Annotated in this window: 20 protein-coding genes; 10 read left to right on the top strand and 10 right to left on the bottom strand. The window is 68.9% G+C overall.

Going from position 1 to position 25,450, the window contains the following annotated elements:
* Positions 1-11 precede the first annotated feature (11 nt).
* Together F0L68_RS36585 and F0L68_RS36580 are read right to left on the bottom strand one after the other, a co-directional pair.
* Positions 12-968: a CopD family protein gene (locus tag F0L68_RS36585; RefSeq protein ID WP_306463212.1), complete on the bottom strand. Its 957-nt coding sequence runs from the start codon at positions 966-968 to the stop codon at positions 12-14.
* Positions 965-1,744 carry a hypothetical protein gene (locus F0L68_RS36580; RefSeq protein ID WP_149854481.1) on the bottom strand — a complete coding sequence of 260 codons (780 nt, stop codon included), beginning with the start codon at positions 1,742-1,744 and terminating at the stop codon, positions 965-967. Before F0L68_RS36580 ends, F0L68_RS36585 begins: the two co-directional genes overlap by 4 nt.
* 407 nt (positions 1,745-2,151) lie before the next feature.
* Between F0L68_RS36580 and F0L68_RS36575 the strand changes: the two genes are divergently transcribed.
* Both F0L68_RS36575 and F0L68_RS36570 read left to right on the top strand, forming a co-directional pair.
* On the top strand, positions 2,152-2,847 hold the full coding sequence (locus tag F0L68_RS36575; RefSeq protein WP_149854480.1) for a YcnI family protein: 696 nt from the start codon (positions 2,152-2,154) through the stop codon (positions 2,845-2,847).
* Positions 2,844-3,476: a copper resistance CopC family protein gene (locus F0L68_RS36570; RefSeq protein WP_149854479.1), complete on the top strand. Its 633-nt coding sequence runs from the start codon at positions 2,844-2,846 to the stop codon at positions 3,474-3,476. Before F0L68_RS36575 ends, F0L68_RS36570 begins: the two co-directional genes overlap by 4 nt.
* Positions 3,477-3,539: 63 nt before the next feature.
* Here the strand turns inward: F0L68_RS36570 and F0L68_RS36565 are convergent, their stop codons facing one another.
* Together F0L68_RS36565 and F0L68_RS36560 are read right to left on the bottom strand one after the other, a co-directional pair.
* Positions 3,540-3,815 (bottom strand): hypothetical protein, encoded by a 276-nt coding sequence (locus tag F0L68_RS36565; RefSeq protein ID WP_223199458.1) that lies wholly within the window; start codon positions 3,813-3,815, stop codon positions 3,540-3,542.
* Positions 3,812-4,630, bottom strand: a complete 819-nt coding sequence (locus F0L68_RS36560) for a phytanoyl-CoA dioxygenase family protein (protein WP_188317027.1) — start codon at positions 4,628-4,630, stop codon at positions 3,812-3,814. Before F0L68_RS36560 ends, F0L68_RS36565 begins: the two co-directional genes overlap by 4 nt.
* Before the next feature lie 70 nt (positions 4,631-4,700).
* On the opposite strand from F0L68_RS36560, the gene F0L68_RS36555 reads away from it, so the two are divergent.
* The gene (locus F0L68_RS36555; RefSeq protein ID WP_149854478.1) at positions 4,701-5,483 is read left to right on the top strand and encodes an AraC family transcriptional regulator; all 783 of its coding nucleotides are present in this window, start codon (positions 4,701-4,703) and stop codon (positions 5,481-5,483) included.
* On the opposite strand, the gene F0L68_RS36550 is transcribed toward F0L68_RS36555, so the two are convergent.
* From F0L68_RS36550 to F0L68_RS44670, 4 genes are all read right to left on the bottom strand, one after another.
* The gene (locus F0L68_RS36550; protein ID WP_149854477.1) at positions 5,472-6,278 is read right to left on the bottom strand and encodes an enoyl-CoA hydratase/isomerase family protein; all 807 of its coding nucleotides are present in this window, start codon (positions 6,276-6,278) and stop codon (positions 5,472-5,474) included. The genes F0L68_RS36555 and F0L68_RS36550 overlap by 12 nt on opposite strands.
* A 10-nt stretch (positions 6,279-6,288) precedes the next feature.
* Positions 6,289-7,500 carry an FNR domain-containing protein gene (locus tag F0L68_RS36545; RefSeq protein WP_223199457.1) on the bottom strand — a complete coding sequence of 404 codons (1,212 nt, stop codon included), beginning with the start codon at positions 7,498-7,500 and terminating at the stop codon, positions 6,289-6,291.
* Positions 7,497-9,017, bottom strand: a complete 1,521-nt coding sequence (locus F0L68_RS36540; RefSeq protein WP_223199456.1) for an amino acid adenylation domain-containing protein — start codon at positions 9,015-9,017, stop codon at positions 7,497-7,499. The genes F0L68_RS36545 and F0L68_RS36540 overlap by 4 nt, the downstream gene beginning before the upstream one ends.
* Positions 9,018-9,454: 437 nt before the next feature.
* The gene (locus tag F0L68_RS44670) at positions 9,455-9,589 is read right to left on the bottom strand and encodes a hypothetical protein (protein WP_276313919.1); all 135 of its coding nucleotides are present in this window, start codon (positions 9,587-9,589) and stop codon (positions 9,455-9,457) included.
* 229 nt (positions 9,590-9,818) lie between these two features.
* Between F0L68_RS44670 and F0L68_RS36535 the strand changes: the two genes are divergently transcribed.
* The 6 genes from F0L68_RS36535 (at position 9,819) to F0L68_RS36510 (ending at position 19,414) form a co-directional block, all read left to right on the top strand.
* A complete protein-coding gene (locus F0L68_RS36535; RefSeq protein ID WP_149854475.1) occupies positions 9,819-11,288 on the top strand; it encodes a glycoside hydrolase family 10 protein in 1,470 nt (489 codons plus the stop codon).
* A gap of 94 nt (positions 11,289-11,382) precedes the next feature.
* Positions 11,383-12,753, top strand: coding sequence for an extracellular catalytic domain type 1 short-chain-length polyhydroxyalkanoate depolymerase (locus tag F0L68_RS36530; RefSeq protein ID WP_188317026.1), 1,371 nt, complete (start codon positions 11,383-11,385; stop codon positions 12,751-12,753).
* A gap of 55 nt (positions 12,754-12,808) precedes the next feature.
* Positions 12,809-14,212, top strand: coding sequence for an RICIN domain-containing protein (locus F0L68_RS36525; protein WP_188317025.1), 1,404 nt, complete (start codon positions 12,809-12,811; stop codon positions 14,210-14,212).
* A gap of 243 nt (positions 14,213-14,455) precedes the next feature.
* Positions 14,456-15,457: a lytic polysaccharide monooxygenase auxiliary activity family 9 protein gene (locus F0L68_RS36520; protein ID WP_223199464.1), complete on the top strand. Its 1,002-nt coding sequence runs from the start codon at positions 14,456-14,458 to the stop codon at positions 15,455-15,457.
* Entirely contained in the window at positions 15,442-16,374 is a 933-nt protein-coding gene (locus F0L68_RS36515; RefSeq protein WP_149854471.1) for a DUF8832 domain-containing protein, read from the top strand. Before F0L68_RS36520 ends, F0L68_RS36515 begins: the two co-directional genes overlap by 16 nt.
* A gap of 136 nt (positions 16,375-16,510) precedes the next feature.
* On the top strand, positions 16,511-19,414 hold the full coding sequence (locus F0L68_RS36510; RefSeq protein ID WP_149854470.1) for a glycoside hydrolase family 48 protein: 2,904 nt from the start codon (positions 16,511-16,513) through the stop codon (positions 19,412-19,414).
* An 85-nt stretch (positions 19,415-19,499) separates the two neighbouring features.
* Here F0L68_RS36510 and F0L68_RS36505 read toward each other — a convergent pair whose 3' ends face one another.
* Together F0L68_RS36505 and F0L68_RS36500 are read right to left on the bottom strand one after the other, a co-directional pair.
* Positions 19,500-21,563: a cellulose binding domain-containing protein gene (locus F0L68_RS36505; protein ID WP_149854469.1), complete on the bottom strand. Its 2,064-nt coding sequence runs from the start codon at positions 21,561-21,563 to the stop codon at positions 19,500-19,502.
* 252 nt (positions 21,564-21,815) lie between these two features.
* On the bottom strand, positions 21,816-23,522 hold the full coding sequence (locus F0L68_RS36500) for a glycoside hydrolase family 6 protein (RefSeq protein ID WP_276313918.1): 1,707 nt from the start codon (positions 23,520-23,522) through the stop codon (positions 21,816-21,818).
* A gap of 203 nt (positions 23,523-23,725) precedes the next feature.
* Here F0L68_RS36500 and F0L68_RS36495 point away from each other — a divergent pair, with 203 nt between their 5' ends.
* Positions 23,726-25,261: a cellulase family glycosylhydrolase gene (locus tag F0L68_RS36495; protein ID WP_149854467.1), complete on the top strand. Its 1,536-nt coding sequence runs from the start codon at positions 23,726-23,728 to the stop codon at positions 25,259-25,261.
* Positions 25,262-25,450 lie beyond the last annotated feature (189 nt).

The raw sequence follows: 25,450 nt of genomic DNA, 5'->3' as shown, positions 1-25,450 counted from the left end.
TCGTACTGCGGTCATCGGCCAGGGCTGGCCGTGACGAGAAACCCGGCGACCGCGAGCACGACCGTGACCAGCACGGTCTCGGCGGCGACCGAGTAGACGAAGGGGCGGACGGTGGTGGCGTCACCGCGCAACGCGACCGCGAAGTCCAACCGGCGGTCCACCCACCGCTTGCTGCCGAGGCCGCCGACCAGCGCGACGGCCAGCACCCCGAGCTTGATCAGCAGCAGGTGCCCGTAGCCGGTGTCGGTCAACGCGGACAGCGAGCCGAGCAGCCGCCACGCCAGCACCAGGCCGGCCAGCACGATCGCGGCGACCGAGCCGAGCGCGAGCTTCGAGTACCGAGGCACTACCAGGGCCAGCACGTCCGGCCGGCGGCCGGGCAGCACGCCGAACAGCAGCATCGCCAGCCCGCCCACCCACAGCGACACCGCGATCAGGTGCACCAGCACCACCACCTGCATCAGCGCAGGCTGCGGCAGGTCGCGGGAGTGCCCGGTGAGGCCGTTGGTGCGCAGGAGTCCGAGGCCGACCGCGCCGGCCCCGACCCGCCACGCCCAGGACCTGGCGGCGGCCTCCCCCCGGCGGGACAGGTCCACCAACACCACCCCGGCCAGGACCCACAGCAGCGCGCGGGCCACCCAGACCCGGCCGAAGTCGAGGCCGACCACCTCGGACAGCACGTCGAACCGGAACGCGTCGGCGGGCGGGCGTTGGAGCACCCACGCGCCCTCGAGGCCGAGGCCCGCGACGGTGCCGAGCAGGCCGAGCACCCAGCCGAGGACGACAAGTCGCCGCGCGCCGCGTTCCGCCGCGCCGGCCGGCCACAGCACGGCCACGAAGAACAGGCCGCCCCAGAACAGCGCGCCACCGAGGTAGTCGACCACGCGGGCGAGCACGTAGCAGGAGTGCGCGGCGTCGCCGGCGGCGTTCCCGGCTGCGGTGGCGAGCAGTCCCGTGTGGACGGTCACGACCCGACCCCTGGGTGCAACAGCGCGGTGGCCTGTCCGGAGCGCGGATCGACCACCAGCCCGCAGTGCTGGCCGAGCAGGCTGGTCAGCAAGCCGGCCGGCAGGCTCGCCACCCCGCCGACCGCACCGGGGCCGGCGGTGCCGCCGAGCAGGCCGCCGACCAGTGGCAACCCGCCGGTCAGCCCGGACAGCAGGCTGGTCAGGCCGCCAAGGTCGCCGGCGAGCGGCAGGCTGCCGGTGTGTCCGGCCAGGCCGGGCACGTCGCCGAGGACGCCAAGTCCGGCGGTCGCGCCACCGAGCGAGGTGACGTCGCCGAGCACCGGCAGTGTGCCGGTGAGCGCGCCGACCTGGTGCAGCAGCGATCCGAGCACGCCGGGGTCGCAGGACGGGGGTGGCGGCGGCGTCCCGGTCGGGGCGCCGGTGGGCGGGGTGGTTCCGGTGGTCGGGCTCGGTGGGACGGCGTTGGTGGGACCGGTGCCGGTCGGGGCGCCGCCGGGCACCGGGTAGGTGGCTGTCAGCACCGGCGGCGGCGCGGGCTGCGCCACCTGGCGGGTCGGCGGCTCGACCACGACGTTGGGCCGGACCGGCGGCTGCTGGCCGGGCGCGATGGTCGGCGCCGTCGGCTGCGCCGCGCGCGGCGGCTGTCCCGGGGTGGTTCCGGACTGGCTCGCGCCACCGGTCGGGTTCACCATCCCGATTCCGGATGCGAAACCGACGACGACCACAACTGTCGCCGCCAGACCGGCCGCGACCGCGTGCTCCCGCTGCACCTTCATGCGTGAACATCTCCCCGAATTCATGTTCGCCGGGCACTTTCGTGGAAATGACTCAAGCAGTGCGACATTGCCGAACGAGGTCGCACCGTGACCCAACGGTGAACTGGTCCTCACCGCGTCCAGCGCCCTTCGGTGAGAACTTGGAGAGCGGCCAACTGAATCGATCTGAACAGCTTATTTATTGGAAGAATAGTCCGATTGGGTGTTGCCTGCGAGTAACCCGGAACCAATCGTGCGGTGGCTCGTTAAGCGTTCTTACGCGTCTCGGAATGCCATTGTGAAGCCTTTGTCGTGCGGACGCGCTAACGCTGCGGTAATGCCGTGCAATGCGTCGGAAACACTGTCCTGGTTGATTTCTCGGCATCATCGCTCGCGTCAGATCCCCAACCGCACGAGCAGGAGAGTTCATGCGCATACGCTCGATCTGCGTCCGCACCGTCGCCACCGCGGCCGTCCTGTGGTGCGGTGTGGGTGTTGCCGACGCCCACGTGACCGCTCAGCCCGGCACCGCAACCAAGGGCGGCTACGCGAAGATCGCCTTCCGGGTGCCCACCGAGTCCGCCACCGCCGGCACCGTGGGCCTGACCGTCACACTGCCGGCCGACCACCCGCTCGCTTCGGTGGCGTTGCGCCCGGCGCTCGGCTGGGCCGGCACCGCCGCCAAGGAGTCGCTGGTCCAGCCGGTCAGCGACGACGACGGTCGCACGATCACCGAGCGGGTCGCCACCGTGACCTGGCAGGCGCAGCCTGGCACCCGGATAGCACCCGGCGAGTTCACCGAGTTCGAGATGTCCGTCGGCCCGCTGCCAACCGACGCCGACCAGTTGCTGTTCCCGGCAGTGCAGACCTACGACGACGGCAGCACCGTGCACTGGGACCAGCCGCCGGCCAAGGGCGGCCCGGAGCCGGAGCACCCCGCGCCTGCCGTCACGCTGCTGGACAGGACCGCCGACACCGCGACCGCCGGGCACACCGCCGCCGCGCTCGCCGGCACCGACCGCACCTCGCTCTGGCTGTCCGGCGCCGCGCTGCTGCTGGGTGCGGCCGGGGTCGGCCTCGGGATTGGCGCCGTGCTGCGCAGCCGCCGGGCCGGCCGGTCATGATCCGCGCCGCGCTCCCGACCCCGACGTCCGATCACGGCATCGCTGGGCCTGGGCTCGCCCATCGCGGGACGGCCGCCCGCCAGGTAGTCGGGCTGGTCGCCCGCGCGCTGGCCGGGCTCGGGGTGGCCGGGACCCTGCTGCTGGCCGCCCCGAGCCCGGCCGGTGCGCACAACGTCCTGGTCGACAGCTCCCCGGCAGCCGGCAGCGTGCTCCAGCAGGGGCCGGCGCGGGTGCGGTTGGACTTCGACCAGCCGGTGGATCCGCACTACGCCGAGCTGACCGTCACCAGCCCTGGCGGCGACCACTGGGAGAGTGACCGGCCCACCGTCGACGGCAACTCGGTGACCGCCCCGATTGCGCCACTCGGACCGGCCGGGCCGTACCAGGTGGCGTACCGGATCGTGTCCGCCGACGGGCATCCGGTCTCCGGCGGCGTGACCTTCACCCTGACCACAGCCGGCACCGGCGCGCCGCGCCCCGCGCTCACCGCCAACGCGTCACCGGCCAAGGCGACCGCCGTGCCGCCCTCCGGCGCGGCGCAGGACACACCGCTGTGGCCGTGGCTGGTCGGCGGCGGTGTGCTGCTGGTCGGGGTGGCGATCGCCGCCGCCCGGGTAGCCCGCGGCTGACTCGGGCGTGACCCCGGCAAGCCTCGGACTCCCGGGCGAACGCGACCCGACCGGCGGCGACCGTTAGGAGCTGACGAGCTTCTCGAAGAAGAACTCGTGTTTGAGGAAGGACGTCTCGTGCTCTGTCCCGGGGTACGGGGGGATGAGCTGGGCCGCCTGGAACAGCCGCCACCCGTCCGCCAGGGCGGCCACGCCCGTTTGGTACGGCGGTTGGTCGCTGTCGCCGGTGGTGGGGCGAGTCCGGCCGGTGCCGTCGTAGCAGGCCCAGCCGACGACCGGCGAGTCGAGGGCGGAGTTGTTCAGGTATAGGACGAGAACCTGTTGTCTCACGGCGGTCACGCGCGGCTCCTCTGTGCGGGTCGGTTGGTGATGCGGGTGACCCAGTGGTCGACGTCGAAAGTGGGATCGCCGGTCAGCGCCCGCCACACCCGGATCCGGTTGTGGATCTCCAGTCGACCGGCCGCCTCCTCGTACCACGGGAACCTCCGCGCCAGTTCCTCGCGGACGGCGGCGTCGTCGAGGTCCGTGGTGTGCCAGAGTCGAATCTGCGGCACGGTCGGGTTCAGGCGAATCTTGTACATGTAGCGGACGGCATCGCTGTCGTTGCGGCGCCCGCCGTGCCAGATCCCGTGGTGCAGCAACAGAACAGTGCCAGCCGGACAGGCGAGCCGGATCTGGCCGAGCAGGTTCTGGTAGCGGCCGGTGTCGGATTCGTTGGTGCGGCGGAGATGGCTGCCGGGGACCAGCAGTGTGCCGCCCATGTCCTCGGTGACGTCATGCGGGTAGTACATGAGCTGCACGTCGAACGCGTCGAATCGCAGATCGATCACGGCGTCGGCGTGCAACGCCTGGGCGCTGCCCTCGTGTGGCTGCCGGGTGTGGACGAAGTGGTGGTCGACGGTGGGTTCCGGGCCCACCAGGCTTTCCAGGGCGCCGGCGACCGCGGGTAGTGTCACCAGCCGGCGCGCGAAGCTGCCGTGGGGGAACGCCTCGGGCAGGGGAGTGCCGTATGGCACGGCGGGCAGTCCGGCGGCGAAAACGCCGAGCGCCTCCTCGTTCATCGTCGGTGGCACGACTCCGTCGAGGCGGAGGAAGCCGTGTGTCACGAACCGCGCCACCTGGCCTGAGTTCAGCAGTTGCCGTGTGGTTGACATGCCGCAACTCTAGGAAGCCGCGATGTCGTTGTCGTGGGCAGCAATCCGCTTCTACTGGTAGATTTTCGCCGTGGCCTCGTCCGTGGAGCTGGCGCTCGATCAGCCGCCCCACGTGGTCAACGCGGGTGTGGGCGTGCACGGATCCATTGCGGCGCACGAGGTCTTCCGGCTTCCCGAGCTGTGGCAGCTGCACGTGTACGGCTACTCGGGCACGCTGGCGTTCGGCGGCTTCCAGCACGCCATCCGCCCCGGGCACGTGAGCCTCGTACCGCCGGACACCGAGGTGCACTTCGACTACGACGCGCCGCGCTGCGAGCACCTGTACGCCCATTTCTGGTTGCCAGGCAACGGCGAGCGGCTTCGGCTGCCCGTGATGCAGAGTGCCGGTACCGAGGTTGCCGTGTTGCGCGGGCTGCTGCGGCACACGATCGCCGCGTGTACCCAGTCGCCGGCACGGGCCTCGGCGGAGCTGTGGACCGCCTTGTGGCGCACCGCCGGTCTGCCGGACGCCGAACGTGGCCCCGGGCGTCCCGCGCTGCGCACGGCGCTGGCCCACATCGAGGAGAATCTGGCCGCACCGTTGAGCGTTCCGGCGATCGCGGCCGTCGCCGGAGTCTCGCACAGCCACCTCACCCGGCTGTTCCGTGACGGCACCGGGCGCACGGTCGTCGGCCAGATCCGGCACCGCCGCATGCAGCGGGCCCATCACCTCCTCGTCGCCTCGACGTTGGCGATCCCGGCGGTCGCGGCCATCGTCGGCATCCCGGACCTCCAGGCGTTCAACAAGATCTGCCGGAAGGAACTGGGCGCGTCCCCACGGGCCGTGCGGGCGACCGGCTCGTCAGCGCGGTGACCGAGGACGTACGATCGCGGTGCCTTCGTCCTGGGAGAACTGCGGTTTGCGCTTGGCGAGGAACGCTGTTGTGCCCTCGCGCATGTCCGGCGTGCTGAACGCGCGCCGGAACGCGGCCAGTTCGATGTCCAGGCCGGCCGGGACGGTCCGGCCGCGGGCGGCGTTGATGGTGGCCTTGCAGAGTGCCACGGCGGCTGCGGAGTTCTGGCTGATGGTGACCAGCGTGTGCCGCGCGGCGGCGAGCATGGCGGCGCGGCTTTCGAACAGCTCGTTGACCAGGCCGATCCGGTGGGCCTCGGTGGCGCCGACCTGTTTGCCGGAGTAGATCATCTCCCTGGCGCGGCCGGGGCCCACCTGCTGCTGGAGGCGGACGCACCCGCCGAAACCGGGGATCAGCCCCAGCAGGACCTCGGGCTGGCCGAACACGGATTTCTTGGTCGCGTAGACGAAGTCGCAGGCGAGAGCGATCTCGCAGCCGCCGCCGAGCGCGTAGCCGTCCACGCAGGCGATCACCGGGACCGGAACGGACTCCAACAGGCTGGTGACCGACTGCCCGAGGCGGCCGAACTCCTCGCCCTCCTCAGGAGTCATCGCCGCCATCTCTCCGATGTCCGCGCCGGCGACGAACGCCGGGCCAGGAGCGCCGGTGAGGATCAGCGGCGCGGTCGCGCGGTCGAGGAGGTGACGAAGCTCGGTGAGCGTCCTTGCGGAGAGCGCGTTGCGGGCTTCGGGGCGGGTGACGGTCACCGTGGTGATGCCGCCCTCGTGGTCGACGACGAGTGTCTGGTATTCCACTGTGGTCACCTCAGGAGTCCCATATCGCGCCGAACGCCGGGATCCCTCGGGATTCCAGTTCCTCGACGACCTGCCAGGTGGTCTTCTTGTTGGAGATGCAGATGACGGCCTCGGCACCGGATTCGCGGTACGCGTGGTACGCGAGTGCGACGATGTCGGGCTTGCCATGGCTGTCGGTGTCCCAGACGATGGGGTCCGGCTGTGCGTCGAGGATCTCGTCGACCAGGGCGTCGCCGTACGTGCGTCGAGGATGCCGGGTCGACCACACCAGGCGTGCGGGTGTGTCGCCGGACAGCAGATGGGGCAGGCACGGTCCGATGCCGCTGCCGGTGGCGACCCACACCACCTTGGTGAAGAGCTTGTCGATGTTGCCCACCCCGGCGGTCGGGATCCCCTTGACCCACACGTGGGTGGGCAGATCGTCGACCAGCGCGCCGGTCCAGTCACCGGCCCGCGAGATCGTCAGCCGGAACCCGGCCTGGCCGGGTGTTGGCACGTTGGCGAAGGAGTGCCACTCCAGCAGGGGATGCCGGCTCACCGAGGTGGACGATCCGGCGAACGGCGTGACGCCGTAGTCGAAGTGCACGATCGCCACGTGCGGTGACGGACGCACGATCCGCACCGGCACGCGGCGCAGTCGCAGCCACGGCAGCACCACGCTCGCCACGACGACCACGAGCAGCCAGCCGACCGCCGAGCTGCCGTAGCTGACGGAGTGAACGGCGAACAGGACAAGCACCGTCCAACCGGCGAATCGGTGAGTCCGCTCGAACAGGTCATGATGGCGTGCCCGCAGCGCGGGCAGCGCGAACACCATCATCGCGACCAGCACGACCGCGATCGTCCAGGTGAGAAAACGCGGTGGCGTGCTTGCCGCGAGAACGAGGAACCAGGCGGTGGCGCACGCCGCCGCACCCACGTGCAGACCCCCGAAGTGGTAGACCTTGCCCAAGGTCCAGCGCACCCGCAGCGGCCAGTGGCGTGGCGCGGCCGTCGCGAGTCGGAACAGCAGGTTGATCACGTACTGCTGGCGGATCAGCACGGCGAGCGTGAAGTTGGCGACCACCATGGTCGAAGCGTCGACCGTGAGGCAGGCAAGGTTCACCAGCACGACAGCGGCGGCGAGGCGGTTGTGGTGGGTGAACGGGCGGCGGCGGAGCCTGGCTCGCAGCGACCGCTCGGCAGTCGGCATGGGCACCGACCGGGCAGGTATCTCCGTCACGCCACCGTCTCCGCCGTGTCGAGCGCCGACAACAGGGCACGCCGGTCGACCTTGCCTCGGTCGGTGACGGGCAGCCGGTCGACGGGGATGACCAGAGTGGGCACGCAGTAGTACGGCAGCAACAGCTCGGTCGCCCGGCGCGCGAGTTCCGGGGACACGGTGGCCGGACTGACGAACCCGACCAACCGGCCGTCGTGCAGCACGGTGGAGGCCCGCACGCACCCCTGGCTCTGCTCAAGCGCGAACGTCACCGCGTCCAGTTCGACGCGGAAGCCGCCGACCTTGACCTGGTCGTCGGTGCGGCCACGATGTTCCAGGTGCCCGTCCGACGTCCACCGGCCGAGGTCCCTGGTGCGGAACATGATGTGGCCGTCGCCAAGGAAGGGATCCGGCCGGTAGCGTTGCGCCGTCAGCGCTTCGTTGCCCAGATAGCCCGCGGTCACGCACGCGCCGCCGGCCCACATTTCCCCGACCTCGCCGATGGGGCATGGTCGCAGTTGGTCGTCCAGCACGTACACGGTGGTGTTCGGCACGGGCCGGCCGATGTTCGGGGTCTGGCCGGGGCGGTGCCGGCACATCGTGTTGACGATCGTGACCTCGGTGGGTCCACAGGCGTTGTGGAACGCGGCGCGGCGGGACCAGGTTTCCGCCAGCGCGGCCGGGCAGCGTTCTCCCGCGACCGCGACGGTGTGGACATCGCGGCAGGCGTCCGGATCCAGTCCGGCGAGGACGCTGGGCGTCGCGATGACGATGTCGACCCTGCTGGCCGCCTGCTGGATGTCGTCGCCGCGGATGACCAGCGTGCCGCCGTTGGCGAGGGTCCCGAGAATCTCCCACGCGGCCATGTCGAACGCGATGTTCAACAGTTGCGCGACCCGGGTGCCCGGCCCGATGCCGATCGAGCCAGGCTCGGTGAGCAGCAGGTTGCACAGGTTCGCGTGGGTCACCCGTACCCCGTTGGGCTGCCCGGTCGTGCCGGAGGTGAAGATCACCATCGCGACCTCGCCAGTGGCGGGCGCGGTCAGGGGCCTGCCGGGTGCCGTGTCGATCGCGACGACGGTGGCCAGTTCCGGCGGCAGGTCCGACTGGTGTTCGCTGGTGGTGAGCACGACGTCGATGCCGGCGGTGCGCACGATGTGCCGGAGGTGGTGTGCGGGAGTGATCCGGATGTCCTGGGGCACGTACGCGGCGCCCGCCTTGAGGGCCGCGAGGATGCCAACGACCATCGGGATCGACCGGGTGAGGAACAGGCCCACCCGATCGCCGGGTCTTACGCCGAGGTCGACGAGCGTGCCGGCAAGCATGGTCGCCTCGTGGTCCAGTTCGCGGTAGGTCATGGCGGCGCCGAGGTGTTCGACAGCCGTCGTGTGTGGACGTCGGGCCGCCCACTCCTGGATGGCGTGGTGGATCTGGCTGGCGCTCGGCTGGACGGTCGGGCCGGCGCCGAATTGTTGGAAGGCGATCCGGTCGGTGGGGGCGAGGGCTTGGAGCGGGGCGAGCTGGAACGGAGGTGTCACGATGAACGCACCCTTCATCGAGGTGGAAGGTGACGTGGGGAATCCGGTTCCGCCGCGGGGCGGACCCGCCCGTCCGAACGACGGCAAGGCGGTGCTCCGCCGGGACTTTCACGCAACCGGGCCGGCAACAACCTGGCGCACGGCTGGGCGTGACCGATGCTCTCGATGGACGTCAGGCGAACGTTACGTGGGCGAACAACCGACGTTAGCGTTAACACTATTCCTCAGCGGAGCGTAATACGCCGAACCGGGAGCTGGCAACAGTTTCGTCGCGCCTCGCCGGAGGTCGCTGACTCGACCTCGACTGTCCACTGTGGACGATCACAACTTGCTTCCGAGGAATGAAACTTTCAAACATAGTACCCAGGTCAGGCGCTTGTTCGTTAACATGAGGACGTGTTAGCGTTCACATGAGTGACATGAATATTTGCACGAGCCTAATCGAGCACCCCTGCTGCTCGCAGGTGCTCGCCGTCAATGATGATCTTGCCGTCAACGATGATGGGGTTCTCATGTGCGGTGAAGTGTTTGCCCATGGCCGGACCGGGCGATTCCGTCCAGGCCTTGAACACCGCGAGTTCCGGCGCTCGAGCCGGCCTCCTGCGGACCACAGCTGTCGCTGACCGAGTCGACTGTCCACTGTGAACTGTGGACGTCGACGTGCGCGTCATTCTGCGTCCCACTTCCGCGTGCGCCCCGCCAGGTCCGACGGATCTCAGGTCCGACGGATCCCTTGGCGGCACACAAGAAGGATCTCAACGACCGACCAGAGCAGGTCCGATGCAGAAGACAGGGAGAACAATGCCGACTACAGCTCATTCTCTGCGACGGCGACGCTGGTCGCTCGCTCGCGGAGCGGCTCTCGTGTTGGCCACGGCCAGCGCGTTCGCATTCGTGCCGACCACGGCTGACGCTGCTGCGGGCACCTTGGGCGCGGCGGCGGCGCAGTCCGGTCGGTACTTCGGCACGGCGGTGGCGGCCGGGCGGTTGGGTGATTCCCAGTACTCGACGATCCTGGATCGGGAGTTCACGATGATCACTCCCGAGAACGAGATGAAGTGGGATTCCACCGAACCGTCCCGGAACAACTTCAACTTCGGTTCGGCCGATCAGATCGTGAGTCACGCCCGCGCCCATGGGCAGCGGATGCGCGGTCACACGTTGGTGTGGCACTCGCAGTTGCCGGGGTGGGTCAGTTCGATCGGTGACGCGAACACGCTGCGCACGGTGATGAACAACCACATCAACGGGGAGATGGGCCACTTCCGGGGACAGATCTACGCATGGGACGTCGTCAACGAGGCGTTCGAGGACGGGGGCAGCGGTCAGCTGCGGAGTTCGGTGTTCCGCAACGTGCTCGGCACCGGATTCCTCGAGGAGGCGTTCCGTACCGCGCGTGCGGCGGACCCGGCGGCGAAGTTGTGTTACAACGACTACAACATCGAGGACTGGAACGCGGCCAAGACCCAGGGTGTCTATCGCATGGTCCAGGACTTCAGGTCCCGGGGCGTGCCGATCGACTGCGTGGGGTTCCAGTCGCACTTCGGCAACGGCGGTCCGCCCGGGACCTTCCAGACGACGCTGTCGAACTTCGCCGCGCTGGGTGTTGACGTGCAGCTCACGGAGCTGGACATCGCGCAGGCCTCGTCGACCGCGTACACCAACACCACCCGGGCGTGCCTGAACGTGCCGAGGTGCACGGGCATGACCACGTGGGGCATTCGGGACAGCGACTCGTGGCGTTCGGGCGACAGCCCGCTGCTGTTCGACCGCAACGGCAACAAGAAGCCGGCCTATGACGCCGTGCTCGCAGCCCTGGGCGGTGTCAGCGGTGGGGGAGGACCGGTGCAGACCGGCGTCTACTACCGGCTGACGGCCAGCCACAGCGGCAAGGCCGCCACCATCGCGGGCGCCTCCACCGCGGCGGGTGCCGCGCTGGTCCAGTCCTCGGTGACCGGCGGTCTCAACCAGCAGTTCGACTTCGTCGACTCCGGCGGTGGCTACTACCGGATCCGGGCGCGGCACAGCGGTCTGGTGCTCCAGGTGGCCAGTCCGAACAGCGGCGCCGACATCACGCAGCAGCCCGACACCAACGCGACGAGCCAGCAGTGGCGGCCGGTGGATCAGGGTAGTGGTGTCGTGAGCCTGGTCAACCGGCTGAGCGGACTGGCCATGGACGTGTGGCAGGTGTCGACCGCCGACGGCGCGCGCATCTCCCAATGGACCCTCACCGGTAACCCCAACCAGCGATTCCAACTGCAACGCGTCTGAAGCCCGCCTGCCGGGACAGGATTCAGTGGTCATCGGCCGCCACCCCTCGGTTCGAACGGGGCGGTGGCGGCCGGTACTCGTCAGGGAGTCATTGATGAGACGAATGGTGTTCACCCTGCTGGCAGTGGTGTTGCTGCTGCCACTCGCGGTCAGCGCGATGGTGCTGACGGCCGGTTCGGCGTCAGCCGCCGCGTTGACGCGGATCACCGGCTTCGGAAACAACCCCACCAACCTCAACATGTACGCCTACGTGCCCGACGCGGTGGCACCCAAGCCGGCGTTGCTCGTTCTCGTCCACTACTGCGGCGGTTCGGCGGGCGCGATCTTCAACGGCAACGGGCATGACTACGCGACGGCGGCCGACCGGTACGGGTATGTCATCGTCGTTCCGGAAGCCACCCGGGACGGGCACTGCTTCGACGTGTCCACAAAGGCCGGCCTCACTCGCAACGGCGGCAGCGACTCGACGGGCATCATGTCGATGGTCGGCTGGGCTCGGCAGCGCTACAACGTCGACCCGGCCAGGATCGTGGTCAGCGGCTTCTCCTCGGGAGCCATGATGACCAACGTCCTGGCCGCCGAGTACCCGGACGTGTTCTCGGCCGGCGCCGCCTTCTCCGGCGTGCCGGCCGGATGCTTCGCCACCACCGACGGATCACTGTGGAACAGCCAGTGCGCCGGCGGAAACGTCGTCAAGTCCGCGCAGGAATGGGGCAGCCTGGCCCACTCCATGTATCCCGGCTACACCGGTTCGTACCCGAGGATGCAGCTGTGGCACGGCGACCAGGACACCACGCTGGCCTACCCGAACTTCAGCGGAGAGATCAGGCAGTGGACCAACCTGCACGGTCTTGGCCAGACGCCGGTGTTCACCGACCATCCACAGTCGACGTGGACACGCACCCGCTACGGTGACACCGGCACGCGCGCCCCGGTCGAGGGCGTCAGCATTGCCGGTGCCGGCCATACCCTGCCGCAGCCCGGAATGCTCGCGTACGCCATCTCCTTCCTCGGCCTCGACAACAGCGGCGGCGGTACCGGAGGCTCCAGCGGTCCGGTGCACGCCGTAGGCGCCGGGCGGTGCCTTGACGTGCCGAACCAGTCGACCACACCCGGCGCACGGCTCCAGATCTGGGACTGCAACGGCGCGTCGAACCAGACCTGGACGTCCACCACCGCCAGCGAACTGACCGTCTACACCGGTGACTCGCGGCGATGCCTGGCGGCGGAAGGCGGCGGCACGAGTGCCGGCACGGCGGCGGTCATCGGTTCGTGCGACAGCGGGCCCGGCCAGAAATGGCGGCTCAACGCGGACGGCACCATCACCTCGGTCCAGTCGGGGCTGTGCCTCGACGTGTACGGGGCCAGGACCGCCAATGGCACCCAGGTGATCCTGTGGACCTGCAACGGCGGCGGCAACCAGAAGTGGACCGCCCCCCACCTCGCTCAATTCCAGCCTGCCTAGTCGCAGCCCGGTCCTGGAGAACAGGGAACATCCGAACACCAGAGGGAGTCGCCTGATGTCGAGGTACAGATCTCTGCTCGGTGCTTTCGCGGTCGGGGCGCTCCTCGTCCTGACCGCGGCCGGCACCGCGCAGGCCACCACCGCGCGGGCCAGCGCTACGCAGGCCAGTACCGCGCAGGCCAGCGGCGTGAAGGCCGCTGCGGGGACCGCCGGATGTGGGAGGGCCCCAACACTGACGAGCGGGTCGCACACCATCCAGAGCAGCGGCCAGAACCGCAGCTATATCCTGAGGATCCCCAACAACTACGACAACAACCACCCGTACCGGTTGATCGTCGGGCTGCACTGGCTTGGCGGCACCGCGAACGACGTCGACTCGGGTGGCACCGACGGCTACAACTGGTCCTACTACGGGCTCAGGCGACTGGCCGACAACGCCAACAACGGCACGATCTTCGTTGCACCCCAGGGCAACGGCAACGGCTGGGGCAACCCCGGCGGCCAGGACGTGACCTTCATCGACGACCTGCTCAGGCAGTTGGAAGGGGACCTGTGCGTCGACGCGTCGCAGGTCTTCGCTGGCGGCTTCAGCTACGGTGCGGCGATGAGCTACGCGCTCGCCTGCGCGCGGCCGACGGTCTTCCGCGCGGTCGCGGTCTACTCCGGCGCGAATCTCAGCGGGTGCAGCGGCGGTACCCAGCCCGTCGCGTACATGGGGCTGCACGGCCTCAGGGACAACGTGCTGTCCATCTCCGGAGGACGGGCGCTGCGTGACCAGTTCGTCCGGAACAACGGCTGCACGCCGCAGAACCCGCCGGAGCCCGCGTACGGCAGCCTGACGCACGTCGTCACCGCCTACTCGGGGTGCAAGCCGGGCTATCCGGTGGTGTGGGCCGCGTTCGACGGCGCGGGTCACGACCCCGGTCCCCGCGACGGGTGCACCTGCGACGGCTGGCAGACCTGGACGTCCGGCGAGGTCTGGAAGTTCTTCACGCAGTTCGACTCCAGCACCCCGCCGCCACCCGGTGGTCCGGTGCAGGTCGGCGTGAACTACCACCTGGTGTCCACCCAGAGCGGCAAGCTCGCGGACATCTACGGCGCGTCCACCGCCGCTGGCAGCGTGCTGATCCAGTGGCGGAGCAACGGCGGCCTGAACCAGCAGTTCGACTTCATCGACTCCGGCAGTGGCTACTACCGGGTCCGAGCGCGGCACAGCGGCCTGGTTCTCCAGGTCGCGAACAACAACAGCGGGGCTGACATCACCCAGCAGCCCGACACCAACGCCGCGAGCCAGCAGTGGCTGGTGGTCGACAGGGGCAACGGGGCGGTGAGCCTCACCAACAAACAGAGCGGCCTGACCATGGGTGCTCTGGGGTCGTCCACCGCCGACGGCGCCCACATCTCCCAGTCGACCTATGCCGGTAGCGCCAACCAACTGTTCCAACTCCAGCGTGCCTAGCCTGCCTTCGTAAGGCGCGGAGACCTGCTTCGCTGTGCCGCCAGGTTGCGGCAGGCGAAGCAGGTCTCTGTCAGTCACTGGATCCGCTCCTGGGAACGCTCCCAGGAATTTCTCATTCTTAATCCGGTATTGACACCGTCTTCATGCAACCCCGATTCTGGAAGCGCTCTCAGAGAAGCGAGTGGAGGTCCAATCATGCGGAGAACTCGCGGACTCAGATCCCGATGGGCCGCTGCCGTGATCATGGTTGCGTCGGCGTTGAGCCTGGTTCTGCTGGCCGACGCCCCCGCGCAGGCGCATGGCGCGATGATGATCGCGGGCAGCCGTACCTTCCTCTGTTACGAGGACGGAATCACCTCGACCGGACAGATCGTTCCGCAGAACCCCGCGTGCCAGGCCGCGGTCGCGCGGAGCGGTCCCAACTCGCTGTACAACTGGTTCGCCGTCGGCAACCGCAGCGGCAGCACGAGCGGCGGCACAGTCGGCTTCATCCCGGACGGGAAGTTGTGCAGTGGCAACAGCAACTACTACGACTTCGCCGGCTTCGACCTGCCAAGTGGCGACTGGCCGAAGACGCACCTGACCTCAGGCGCCGACCTCCAGTTCAGGTACAACAAGTGGGCAGCCCATCCCGGAACGTTCCGGTTGTACATCACCAAGGACGGCTGGGACCAGACCAAGCCGCTGACGTGGGCGGACATGGAGACCGCGCCGTTCTCCTCGGTGACCGACCCGCCGTCGGTCGGCAACCCGGGCAGTGTCAGCAGCTACTACTCCTGGAACGCCACGCTGCCGGTGACCAAGAGCGGCAATCACATCATCTACTCCGTCTGGGCTCGGTCGGACAGCACCGAGACCTTCTACGGCTGCTCCGACGTGGTGTTCGACGGCGGCCACGGTGAGGTCACCGGGATCGGCACGAGCGGACCGCCGCCACCCGCCACCCCGTGCACCGCGACCTACTCGACCACCAGCACCTGGCCCGGCGGGTTCCAGGCACAGGTCACCGTGACCAACCCGACCACGTCGAGCATGTACGGCTGGACGGCCAGTTGGGTGTTGGCCAACGGCGAGACCATCAACAGCGCGTGGAACGGCACGCTGACCCAGGCGGGATCGCTCGCCTCGGTGAAGTCCACGGACTGGAACCGCACCCTGCCGCCCGGCGGCAGCGCGTCCTTCGGCTTCACCGCCAACTCCGCGACGACTCCGGCGCCCCCGAGCGTCACATGTCAGAGTCCGTGAGCACGGCAGGCGGCGGCGCGTCGAACCGGCGCCGCCGCCTGGCCACGACCGTGGCGACGGTGTTGACAGTCCTGACCGGGTTGGCGGCCTGCGCCACGCCGGTGACGCCGCGCAGCGGTCACGAGATGCCTTCCGGGATGGCGGACATGCCCGGAATGGCCGACATGAGCATGGCCAATGCGCCGACGGAGCCCGCGGTGGCGGACGCCGAACCGGGCGGGACCGGCCTGTTCGCCACTGCGGGCGGGTACTCGCTGGCCGCCGGGATGACGGCGCCGGACACGGTGACCTTCCGGATCAACGGATCCGACGGCAAGGCGGTCACGCGCTACCAACCGTACGAGAGCAGGCTCGTGGTCCTCTACGTCATCCGTTCGGACCTTTCCGGCTACCGACTGCTCGATCCGGCCATGCGGGAGGACGGGACCTGGGCCGCGCGGCTGCCGGCCCTGTCGGCCGGCTCGTACCGGGCGTTCGTCACGTTCGCCGCGCCGGACTCCAGCCAGGGCACTCCCTTGCGCCACACGCTCTCGCGGCCGTTCACCGTCGAAGGCCAGGCCGAGGACGCCCCGCTGCCCTCGGCCGCGACCACCACGACAGTGGACGGGTTCGCGGTGGGCTGGACCGGGCAGCCGCGGGCCGGTGTGTCCTCGCCCGTGGGGGTCAGCATCGCGCGCGGCGGGAAGAAGGTGGACAACGTCGACCGATTCCTTGACGGGTACGCGCACCTGACCGCGTTCCGGGTCGGCGACCTTGCTTTGACACGTGCCTTCTCCACCGGCAAGGACAGCGCGGGACTGCTGACGGCGAACGCGATGTTCCCCGGGAGCGGCACCTGGAGACTGTTCGCGCAGTTCCAAGTGGACGGTCAGCAGCACACCGCCGCGTTCACGGTGGTGGTGCCAGCCGGGCGGTGACGCCCACTGGACGAACTGGAACCTGAGGGCGCCCGTCGGCGGGACCCGAGTGCGTGAGCGCTTCCACGGGTGACCGGGCCGGCCGCGTGCCGACGCCTCGAGCGTCGTTGTCACATCGCCAGGAGGAGAAAAGGTAATGAGATTCAGACGCGTCCTGCCCGCGTTCGTGGCGGCGGGGCTCATAGCGGTTGGCCAACTGGCCGCCGCCCAACCAGCCGCCCCGGCGGCGCTGTCCTGCTCGGTCGACTACGCCCTGACCAACCAGTGGGACACGGGCTTCGGCGCCAACGTGACGATCAAGAACGTCGGCTCGGCGGCGATCAACGGGTGGACCCTCGCGTGGACGTTCCCCGACGGCCAGCGGATCACCCAGCTGTGGAACGGTGTTCCGACGCAGAACGGCGCGGCCGTGTCGGTGCGCAACGCCGACTGGAACGCGAACATTCCGGCCGCCGGGTCGGTCCAGTTCGGGTTCAACGGCAGCAAGGGCAGCGCGAACCGGGCGCCGACGGACTTCGCGGTCAACGGCACGACGTGTGTCGGCCCGAACGTGCCTCCCACGGTCAGCCTGACGAGCCCGGCGAACAACTCAAGCTACACCCTCGGCAGCGCGATTCCGTTGGCCGCCAACGCCAGTGACAGCGACGGCACGGTCAGCAAGGTGGAGTTCTACGCCGGTACCACCCTGGTTGGCACGGCCGCTTCCGCGCCCTACCAGTACAGCTGGACGGGTGCGGGCGCTGGCCAGTACTCGCTGAGCGCGAAGGCATACGACGACAAGGGAGCGTCGACGATCTCGGCTCCGGTGGCCGTCACCGTGCTGAGCGCGCCGACGATCCTGGCCTCGCCGGGGACGGTGAGCGTCAAACAGGGCGGTTCGACCACCGTGGACGTCAAACTGGCGACCCAGCCGTCGGCCTCGGTCGCCGTCGCCGTGGCGCGTACATCTGGGAGCGCGGATCTCACCGCGGCACCGGCCCAGTTGACGTTCGACACGTCGAACTGGAGCACCGCGCAGCAGGTGACCATCTCGTCGGCCAACAACGGCGGGGCGCTGGCACAGGCCACGTTCACGGCCAGCGCGACCGGTTACACGTCGGCGACGGTCACGGCGTCCGAGGTGGACCCGAACACGCCCGAGTACAAGATGGCGTTCCTCACCCAGTACAACAAGATCAAGGATCCGGCGAGCGGGTACTTCCGCAAGTTCGGTGATCTGCTGGTGCCGTATCACTCGGTGGAGACGCTGATGGTGGAGGCCCCGGACCAGGGGCACGAGACCACGTCGGAGGCGTTCAGCTACTACCTGTGGCTCGAGATGGCCTACGGTCAGATCCAGGGCGACTGGGCGCCGTTCAACGCCGCGTGGGCGTCGCTGGAGAAGTACGCCATCCCGGCGCACGCCGACCAGCCGACGAACGACAAGTACAACGCGGGCAAGCCGGCGACGTACGCGGCCGAGGGGCCGAGGATGGACAACTACCCGGCACAGCTGCAAAGCGGCGTCGCGGTCGGGCAGGACCCGATCGCGTCCGAGCTGACGTCCACGTACGGCACTTCGGACGTCTACGGCATGCACTGGCTGCTGGACGTCGACAACACCTACGGGTTCGGGCACTGCGGTGACGGCACGACCGCGCCCGCCTACATCAACACCTACCAGCGCGGCTCGTCGGAGTCGGTGTGGGAGACCATCCCGCAGCCGTCCTGCGACACGTTCAAGTTCGGCGGCCCCAACGGGTACCTCGACCTGTTCACCAAGGACTCGTCGTACTCCAAGCAGTGGAAATACACCGACGCTCCCGACGCGGACGCGCGGGCAGTGCAGGTCGCCTACCTCGCCGAGCAGGCGGCGACCGCGCAGGGCAAGGGCGCGGACGTCGCGGCGACGACGAAGAAGGCGTCGAAGATGGGCGACTACCTGCGGTACGCCATGTTCGACAAGTACTTCAAGAAGATCGGCAACTGCACCAGCCCGAACTGCCCTGCCGGCAGCGGCAAGGACAGCATGCACTACCTGCTGTCGTGGTACTACGCATGGGGTGGGGCGACCGACACGTCCGCCGGTTGGGCGTGGCGCATCGGTGACGGAGCCAGCCATCAGGGCTACCAGAACCCGTTGGCCGCCTACGCACTGGCCAACGACCCCGGCCTGAAGCCGGCGTCCGCGACCGGTGCCTCCGACTGGGCCACCAGCCTTGGCCGGCAGCTGGAGTTCCTCCAGTGGCTCCAGTCCAGCGACGGCGGCATCGCCGGTGGCGCGACCAACAGCTGGGACGGCCAGTACGGCACGCCGCCGACGGGTTCGCCGACGTTCTACGGCATGGCGTACGACCCGAACCCGGTGTGGCACGACCCGCCGAGCAACCGCTGGTTCGGTTTCCAGGTCTGGGACATGGAACGGGTCGCGTCGTACTACCAGCAGACCGGGGACGCGCGGGCCAAGAAGGTCCTGGACAAGTGGGTTCCGTGGGCGATCGCGAACACCACCACCGGCGCCAGCTTCAAGATCCCGGCCGACCTGGCGTGGACCGGAGCGCCGGACACCTGGAACCCGACCGGTCCGACGGCCAACGCCAACCTGCACGTCCAGGTGCTCAACTACGGCCAGGACGTCGGGGTGGCGGCCTCGTTGGCCAAGACCCTGCTGAACTACGCGGCCAAGTCCGGCGACGCGCCGGCGAAGTCCACGGGCGAGGCGCTGCTGAGCACCCTGACCCAGCACACGGACTCGCTGGGCATCGCGATCCCGGAGACCCGGACCGACTACAGCCGCTTCAACGCCACGTACAACGCCACCACCGGTGAGGGCGTGTACGTGCCGCCGGGGTGGACCGGGAAGATGCCCAACGGGGACCCGATCAACTCCAACAGCACCTTCCTGTCGATGCGGTCCTTCTACAAGAACGACCCGCAGTGGCCGAAGGTGCAGTCCTACCTGGACGGTGGGCCGGCGCCGACGCTCACCTACCACCGGTTCTGGGCCCAGGCGGAGATCGCGACCGCGTTCTCGCTGCACGTCCAGCTGTTCGGTAGCTGACCGGGGAAGCAGGAACGGCCAGGCCACCGGCGATCCAGTCGCCGGTGGCCTGGCCGTTGGGCTGTCCGCCGTCACACCGCCGTGCCTACACCGCGGTGCAGAGCGTTCCGTTGAGGGTGAACGCGGTCGGCAGGATGTTGGGGCCGCCGTAGTTGCCGACGAAGCCCACGTTGACGGTCGCGTTCGGGGCGATCGTGCGGTTGTCGTTGGTGCTGGTGACGGTCACGGTCGCCCCGTTCTGGACCCAGGTGGCGTTCCAGCCGCTGGAGACCTGTTGTGCGCCGGTGGGCCAGGTGAAGGCGAGGGTCCAGCCGTTGAGTGGCGCGGTTCCGGTGTTGGTGATGTCGATGCCGCCGATGAATCCGCTGCCCCAGTCGCCCGCGCTGGACAGATGGATCCGGCACGTGCTGGTCGCCGGGCTGCCGGTCGTGATCGTCAGCGGCGGTGAGGCCCAGGAGACCGCGCCTGCCGTGTCGCGCGCGAGGACGTTGACGGTGTACCGGCTGCCCGGGTTGAGGTTGCCGACGGTGAAGGAGGTGCCGGGCGTCTCGCCCCACTGTTCACTGGTGGCGCCGACCTGACGGTAGATCTCGTACTTGGCGATGGGGCTGCCGCCCGCGGTGGCAGCCGGCCAGGTGATGGTCGCGGTCCGGTCGGTCACCGAGCTCGCCGTTGGTGCGCCGGGCGTGCTGGGCGGGCCGGTGGGCACGGACGCCGGATGGAGGACGATCGTGGTCAACGAGTACGGCGGCAGCGTCTGGCTGGTCGAGGTGCCGCTGGCCGTCTTCGCGATGGCGGTCGCCCCGTTGGTGAACGTCTGCACCTCGGGGGTGGCCGCGGCGGGGGAGTAGCCGGCGTAGTCGAGGGTGACGGTCCTTGTGTTGTCGGGGTCCTTGTTGACCAACAGCACGGAAAGGTCGCCGTTCGGTCGGCGTGCGGCGTGCGCGCCGACGAGGCCGTCGCTGCTGCCCGCCCGGACGAGCTGGTCGCCGGGACGGGCGAACAGACTCAGCATCTTCAGGGCGTAGTAGGGCGCGAACGGCGTGTTGAGCGCCGGTTCGCAGGTCTTGTCCGGCAGACAGCCGGCACTGGACAACAGGCCGAGGTCGCCGTAGTCCGGATAGCCGGCCACCGTGGACAGGGCCCCTGGGCCGTTGTGGGTGTCCCACCAGTCGACGGTGAACACGCCGTTCTCCAACAACGCGGAGTACGCGTCGGCGGCGAAGAGCGCACCCGGCTGGGTGTTGCGCCCGAACGGCGGGTTCATCTCGGTCAGCGCGATGCCGATCCGGCCGGGATTCGCCCCGGCGTACCGGCCGATCTGCTGACGTGCCAGATAGATCATGTCGCCGACCTGGTTCGGCGTGGCGAACATCGCGGGCGCGGTCGTACCGCCGGGATACCAGTGCAGGATGACGAAGTCGACGTGCGGGCCGGCGATCGACAGCACGGTCTGGTTCCAGGAGGCGGCGTCACCGTTCGCGACGATGTTGTCCGGCCAGTTCGCCGGAGTGGTGAGCACCGCGCCGACCTTGATCGTCGGGTCGACCGCCTTCATGGCGTCGGCGTACTCGACCACCTTGGTGGCGTACCCGGTCGGGCTCTTGTCGGTGTGGTTGTCGGCCTCCCAGTTGGCACCGTAGTGGCCGTTGCCGTAGAGCTCGTTGCCGATCTCCCAGTACTTCGCGCCGTACCCCTTGGTGATGTTGGCGTAGCGCACCCAGTCGGCGGCTTCCTGCGGCGTGCCGGTGCCGTAGTTGGCGATGATGATCGGTTGGGCGCCGGCACGCCGGACACCGCCCATGAACGTGTCGAAGTCGGTGTTCGGGGCGACGTACCCGCCGGGCGCGGTGTTGTCCTTCCAGTGGTAGATGTCGCCGTAGGAACCGCCGGGATAGCGCATCATTCGCACCCCTGCCGAGCCAAGCAGATCGGCCACCGAGTCGGTGCCGAGCTCGCTGTCCCAGACGGCGTGGTTGACTCCAAGAGCGGTGTCCGGCACGGTGGCCAACCCGGCCCTGGTGTTCACCGTGACGGTGACACCCGGTGCGTCGGCCGCCACCGCGGCGATGCTGGCCGTCGGCAGCGCGGCGGCCACGAGCAAGGCCGCCGACAGTGCCGCGGCGCGGGGAAATCGTTGGACTGCCATGAAGATCACATCCTCGTCATGAGCCCGTGAAATGGCGAAAGCCGTGGCCGGGCGGGTGCCCGGCCACGGCCTGAGAGCTCCTAACACGATGACTGTCCGACGGAGTGACGCCCAGGCGGCGCCTCGCGGCGTTGTCGTCGCCCCACATGGCTCCGCCATGAGGGGCTCCTCCGCCTTGCGACGCACCACCTGGACGCCACTCCCAGTCGAACGCCNNGCCATCGTGTTAGGAGCTCTGAATCCGTTTCCTCGTCAGTGCACTGGCGGGTAGGCGTTGCGAAGCAACTCCTGGAACTGAGCGGAGAACCAGTGCCCACCAAGCGGCGCGTTCGACAGCGCGCCGGACATGCTGTGGCCGTTCTGTGCGTTCCCTCCGTAGGTCGGGTCGCACATCCGGTCGAAGCCCTTGCCCTCGTCGTTCGGGATCGCCGTGGACGAACCGTCGGACTCGCCCGGCGGCTTCATCCAGACGTAGGCGGCAATGCCCGGCGCCGGTGCGGCCGCCGGCCGCTCGCCAAGACCCGCACCGGACTGGTTGCACCAGTTGCCGAGGTGGAACCGGCGGTCGATCCTGCCGCCGTTGACGTAGGTGTCCACGGAGGTCATCGGGCCGGCGCCGGTGGGCCGCGCCGAGCCGCCCCACCCGTCGCGGGACGTGTCGATCAGCATGCCGATGTTCGAGGCGAAGCCCGCCTGGATGGCGGCGGTGCGGAACGCCTGGGCGTAGGACTGCTCGTCGACGTACCGGTTCCAGTCCACCCACTTCGACTGGCGGACCGAGGTGCCGTTCACCGTGTCGTTGATGGTGAAGTACGGCTCGTGCAGCGCGCCGTAGTTCGCCGTGTTGCTGATGAAGCCCTGGACGTTGGCCAGGGTGCTGCCCGACGACGTGGCGGCCGTGACCATCATCTGGACCGCAGGCTGGAAGTTGTTGTCCCAACCGAGCCAGCCGTGGTGGCCGATGTCCAGGTAGTTGTACGTGTTCGGGACGGCCCCGAGCTTGGCCAGTGCGTAGCCGATGCCGGTGAGGTAGTTGCCGTTGGCCTTCATCGTGTCGCACTGCGGTGTGGCCGTGGCGCTGGGCGTCACGTTGGTGACCAGGTTGGGCAGCGAGTCGACTTCGACGGTGTTGACGATCCGCAGGCTGGCGTACTTCGGGTCGGCCAGGATCGCCGCGATCGGGTCGATGAACTCGGACTTGTACCGGGGCAGGTCGGTCGGGCCGAGTTCGCCGTTGGACGCGAGCGCGGCACAGTCGCGGCCGGGCAGGTCGTAGATCACCAGCTGGACGACCAACGGCTTGCCGTTCGCCTGCACCAGCGCGCCGTCGAGATGGGCCCGCAGGCCCCGTCCGGTGGTGGTGCCCGCGATCGCGGCGATCCGGTCCATCCACACACCGGTCGGCTGGTTGGCCACGGCGGCTCCGCCGGGCTCGGCCGTCGCGTTCGCCGACCAGTCCGGGTTCACGTACACGCCCGCGCCGGCGTACGGGTTGTCAACGCGGGATCCGCCACCAGGACCGGTCGTCGTGGTGGTGGTCGTCGTGGTCGTTGTCGTGGTGGTCGTGGTCGTCGTCGAGGTGGGCGGCGGCACCGTACCGTTGCAGGTGACGCCGTTGAGCTTGAACGACGTCGGCTTGGGGTTCGTGCCGGAGTAGGTTCCGTTGAAACCGGGCGTGGCGGTCGCGCCGGTGCCAAGCGAACCGCTCCACGAGGGGTTCTTCACGGTGACGTGGCTGCCCTGCTGGGCGAAGTCGCCGTTCCAACCCTGCTGAACCTGTTGCGTGGCAGGGAAGTCCCAGGTCAGCGTCCAGCCGCCGGTGATCGGGTCACCGAGGTTGGTGATGGTGACGTTGGCACCGAAGCCGGTGTCCCACTGGTTGGTGATGGTGTAGTCGACTTGGCAGCCAGGCGCGGCTCCGGCGGGGTGTCCGCCGAGCAGCACGGTGGCACCGGCCATGGCAAGCACGGTGCCCACCGCAAGGGCACTGGCTTGTTTTCGTCCTTCGAATAACGCGCGCAGTCTCATCCGTCGCCTCCTTGCGAGCAGGGTGGTCTGGGAGCGCTCCCAAGAGACGCTAACGACAGACGGAGAGCTTGACAAGCATTTACCTGACCTGGAGTCTGGAAGCGCTCCCAGACTCCGACGATAGAGGCGTTCTGATGAAGCGTTCACGCACAATGACGTGCCTGATCGCCGGAGCGGTCGCGCTCGCAGCCCTCGTGGTGGCGAGCCCGTCCGCATCGGCGGCCGGTACGGGTACCGGTACCGGTTACTGGTCCGCGCGTGGCTCCCAGTTGGTCGACGCCACCGGCAGCCCGGTGCGGATGACCGGGATCAACTGGTTCGGTCCGGAGACGGCCAACTTCACCTTCCATGGCCTGTGGACCAGGAACTACCAGGACATGATCGGGCAGATGGCCCAGTTGGGCTACAACACGATCCGCGTTCCGTACTCGAACCAGATGCTGGACTCGGGGTCTACGCCGAACAGCATCGACCTGGCCAAGAACCCTGACCTGGCCGGCCTGTCCGGGATCCAGATCATCGACAAGGTGATCGCGGAGGCCGGCAGGCGCGGCATGCGGGTGATCCTCGACCGGCACCGTCCGGACGCCGGCGCGCAGTCGGCGCTGTGGTACACCAGCGCGTACCCGGAGAGCCGATGGATCGACGACTGGAAGGCGCTCGCCGCACGGTACAAGGGAAATCCGACCGTGGTCGGCGCGGACCTGCACAACGAGCCGCACTCCATCCAGGGCGGCGGCGGTTCCTGTTGGGGCTGCGGTGACAGTGCTCGGGACTGGCGGCTGGCGGCGGAACGCGCCGGCAACGCGATCCTCGGCGTCAACCCGGACTGGCTGATCATCGTCGAAGGGGTCGACTGCGTCGCCGGCACGGGTGCGCCGGAGTGCGGCTGGTGGGGCGGGAACCTGTCGGGTGCCGGACAGTTCCCCGTCCGGTTGAGCAAGCCGGACAAGCTTGTCTACTCGGCACACGAATACGCCACGTCCGTGTTCGCTCAGCCGTGGTTCAGCGACCCGTCCTTCCCCGCGAACATGCCCGGCCTGTGGGACCACTTCTTCGGCTACCTGAAGAAGCAGGGCACCGCACCGGTCCTGCTCGGCGAGTTCGGCACCACCCTCCAGGACAGCCGGGACGGTGTGTGGCTGCGCGAGCTGTTGCGCTACGCGGGCGCCGGACCGTCCGGAATGGACTTCACCTACTGGTCGTGGAACCCGAACTCCGGTGACACGGGAGGGATTCTCAACGACGACTGGACCACGGTGAACACCGCCAAGCAGGCCTACCTCACGCCGTACCTGATCCCGCCCGTCGACGGCGGTTCCGGCGGTCCGCCGCCCCCGCCTGGTGCCTGCACGGCGGGCTATCACCTGGACAACTCGTGGAACGGCGGCTTCCAGGCGTCGGTGAAGTTCACCAACACCGGCGGTCAGTCGGTATCGAACTGGATCGCCACCTGGACCGTTCCCGCCGGCGTGCAACTGGTCAACGGATGGAACGCGACCGTGTCCCAGCAGGCGCAGACCATCACCGCCAAGGCCCCGTCGTGGGCTCCCGGCCTGCCGTCGGGCGCCAGCGCGACCGTCAGCTTCACGGCCAACGGCCCCGCGTCGCCCGGCGCCTCGGGATTCCGGCTCGGCGGCACTGACTGCACGGTCGTCGCAAGCAGCTGAGTCGCGGGGTAGGTCAGGTGGCTACGGGGACGTTCCGACCGTCGGGGCGTCCCCTTGCCTGTTCGAGGCGGCGTGGTCGGGCGATGTAACTTTCATGGTTCGACGGCGGCGGGACTGCCGTGTTGACATGCGTGTCGAAGCGCTTCGACGATCCTTCGTCGCCGCCGGGCTGGACGCCCGGAGGCCGGT

The organism is Solihabitans fulvus (assembly GCF_008386585.1).
GTDB classification, from domain to species: domain Bacteria; phylum Actinomycetota; class Actinomycetes; order Mycobacteriales; family Pseudonocardiaceae; genus Solihabitans; species Solihabitans fulvus.
Note: the sequence above shows the minus strand (reverse complement) of the source record. Positions and strands in the feature narration are given on the sequence as shown.

What these genes read in the sequence shown, in the direction of transcription:
- F0L68_RS36515 (WP_149854471.1), top strand. Translation starts at nt 15,442, where the DNA reads ATGTCAGAGTCCGTGAGCACGGCAGGCGGCGGCGCGTCGAACCGGCGC.
- F0L68_RS36525 (WP_188317025.1), top strand. Translation starts at nt 12,809, where the DNA reads ATGTCGAGGTACAGATCTCTGCTCGGTGCTTTCGCGGTCGGGGCGCTC.
- F0L68_RS36495 (WP_149854467.1), top strand. Translation starts at nt 23,726, where the DNA reads ATGAAGCGTTCACGCACAATGACGTGCCTGATCGCCGGAGCGGTCGCG.
- F0L68_RS36570 (WP_149854479.1), top strand. Translation starts at nt 2,844, where the DNA reads ATGATCCGCGCCGCGCTCCCGACCCCGACGTCCGATCACGGCATCGCT.
- F0L68_RS36510 (WP_149854470.1), top strand. Translation starts at nt 16,511, where the DNA reads ATGAGATTCAGACGCGTCCTGCCCGCGTTCGTGGCGGCGGGGCTCATA.
- F0L68_RS36520 (WP_223199464.1), top strand. Translation starts at nt 14,456, where the DNA reads ATGGTTGCGTCGGCGTTGAGCCTGGTTCTGCTGGCCGACGCCCCCGCG.
- F0L68_RS36500 (WP_276313918.1), bottom strand. Translation starts at nt 23,522, where the DNA reads ATGGCCGGTGCCACCGTGCTGCTCGGCGGACACCCCGCCGGAGCCGCG.
- F0L68_RS36560 (WP_188317027.1), bottom strand. Translation starts at nt 4,630, where the DNA reads ATGTCAACCACACGGCAACTGCTGAACTCAGGCCAGGTGGCGCGGTTC.
- F0L68_RS36580 (WP_149854481.1), bottom strand. Translation starts at nt 1,744, where the DNA reads ATGAAGGTGCAGCGGGAGCACGCGGTCGCGGCCGGTCTGGCGGCGACA.
- F0L68_RS36505 (WP_149854469.1), bottom strand. Translation starts at nt 21,563, where the DNA reads ATGGCAGTCCAACGATTTCCCCGCGCCGCGGCACTGTCGGCGGCCTTG.
- F0L68_RS36575 (WP_149854480.1), top strand. Translation starts at nt 2,152, where the DNA reads ATGCGCATACGCTCGATCTGCGTCCGCACCGTCGCCACCGCGGCCGTC.
- F0L68_RS36530 (WP_188317026.1), top strand. Translation starts at nt 11,383, where the DNA reads ATGAGACGAATGGTGTTCACCCTGCTGGCAGTGGTGTTGCTGCTGCCA.
- F0L68_RS36535 (WP_149854475.1), top strand. Translation starts at nt 9,819, where the DNA reads ATGCCGACTACAGCTCATTCTCTGCGACGGCGACGCTGGTCGCTCGCT.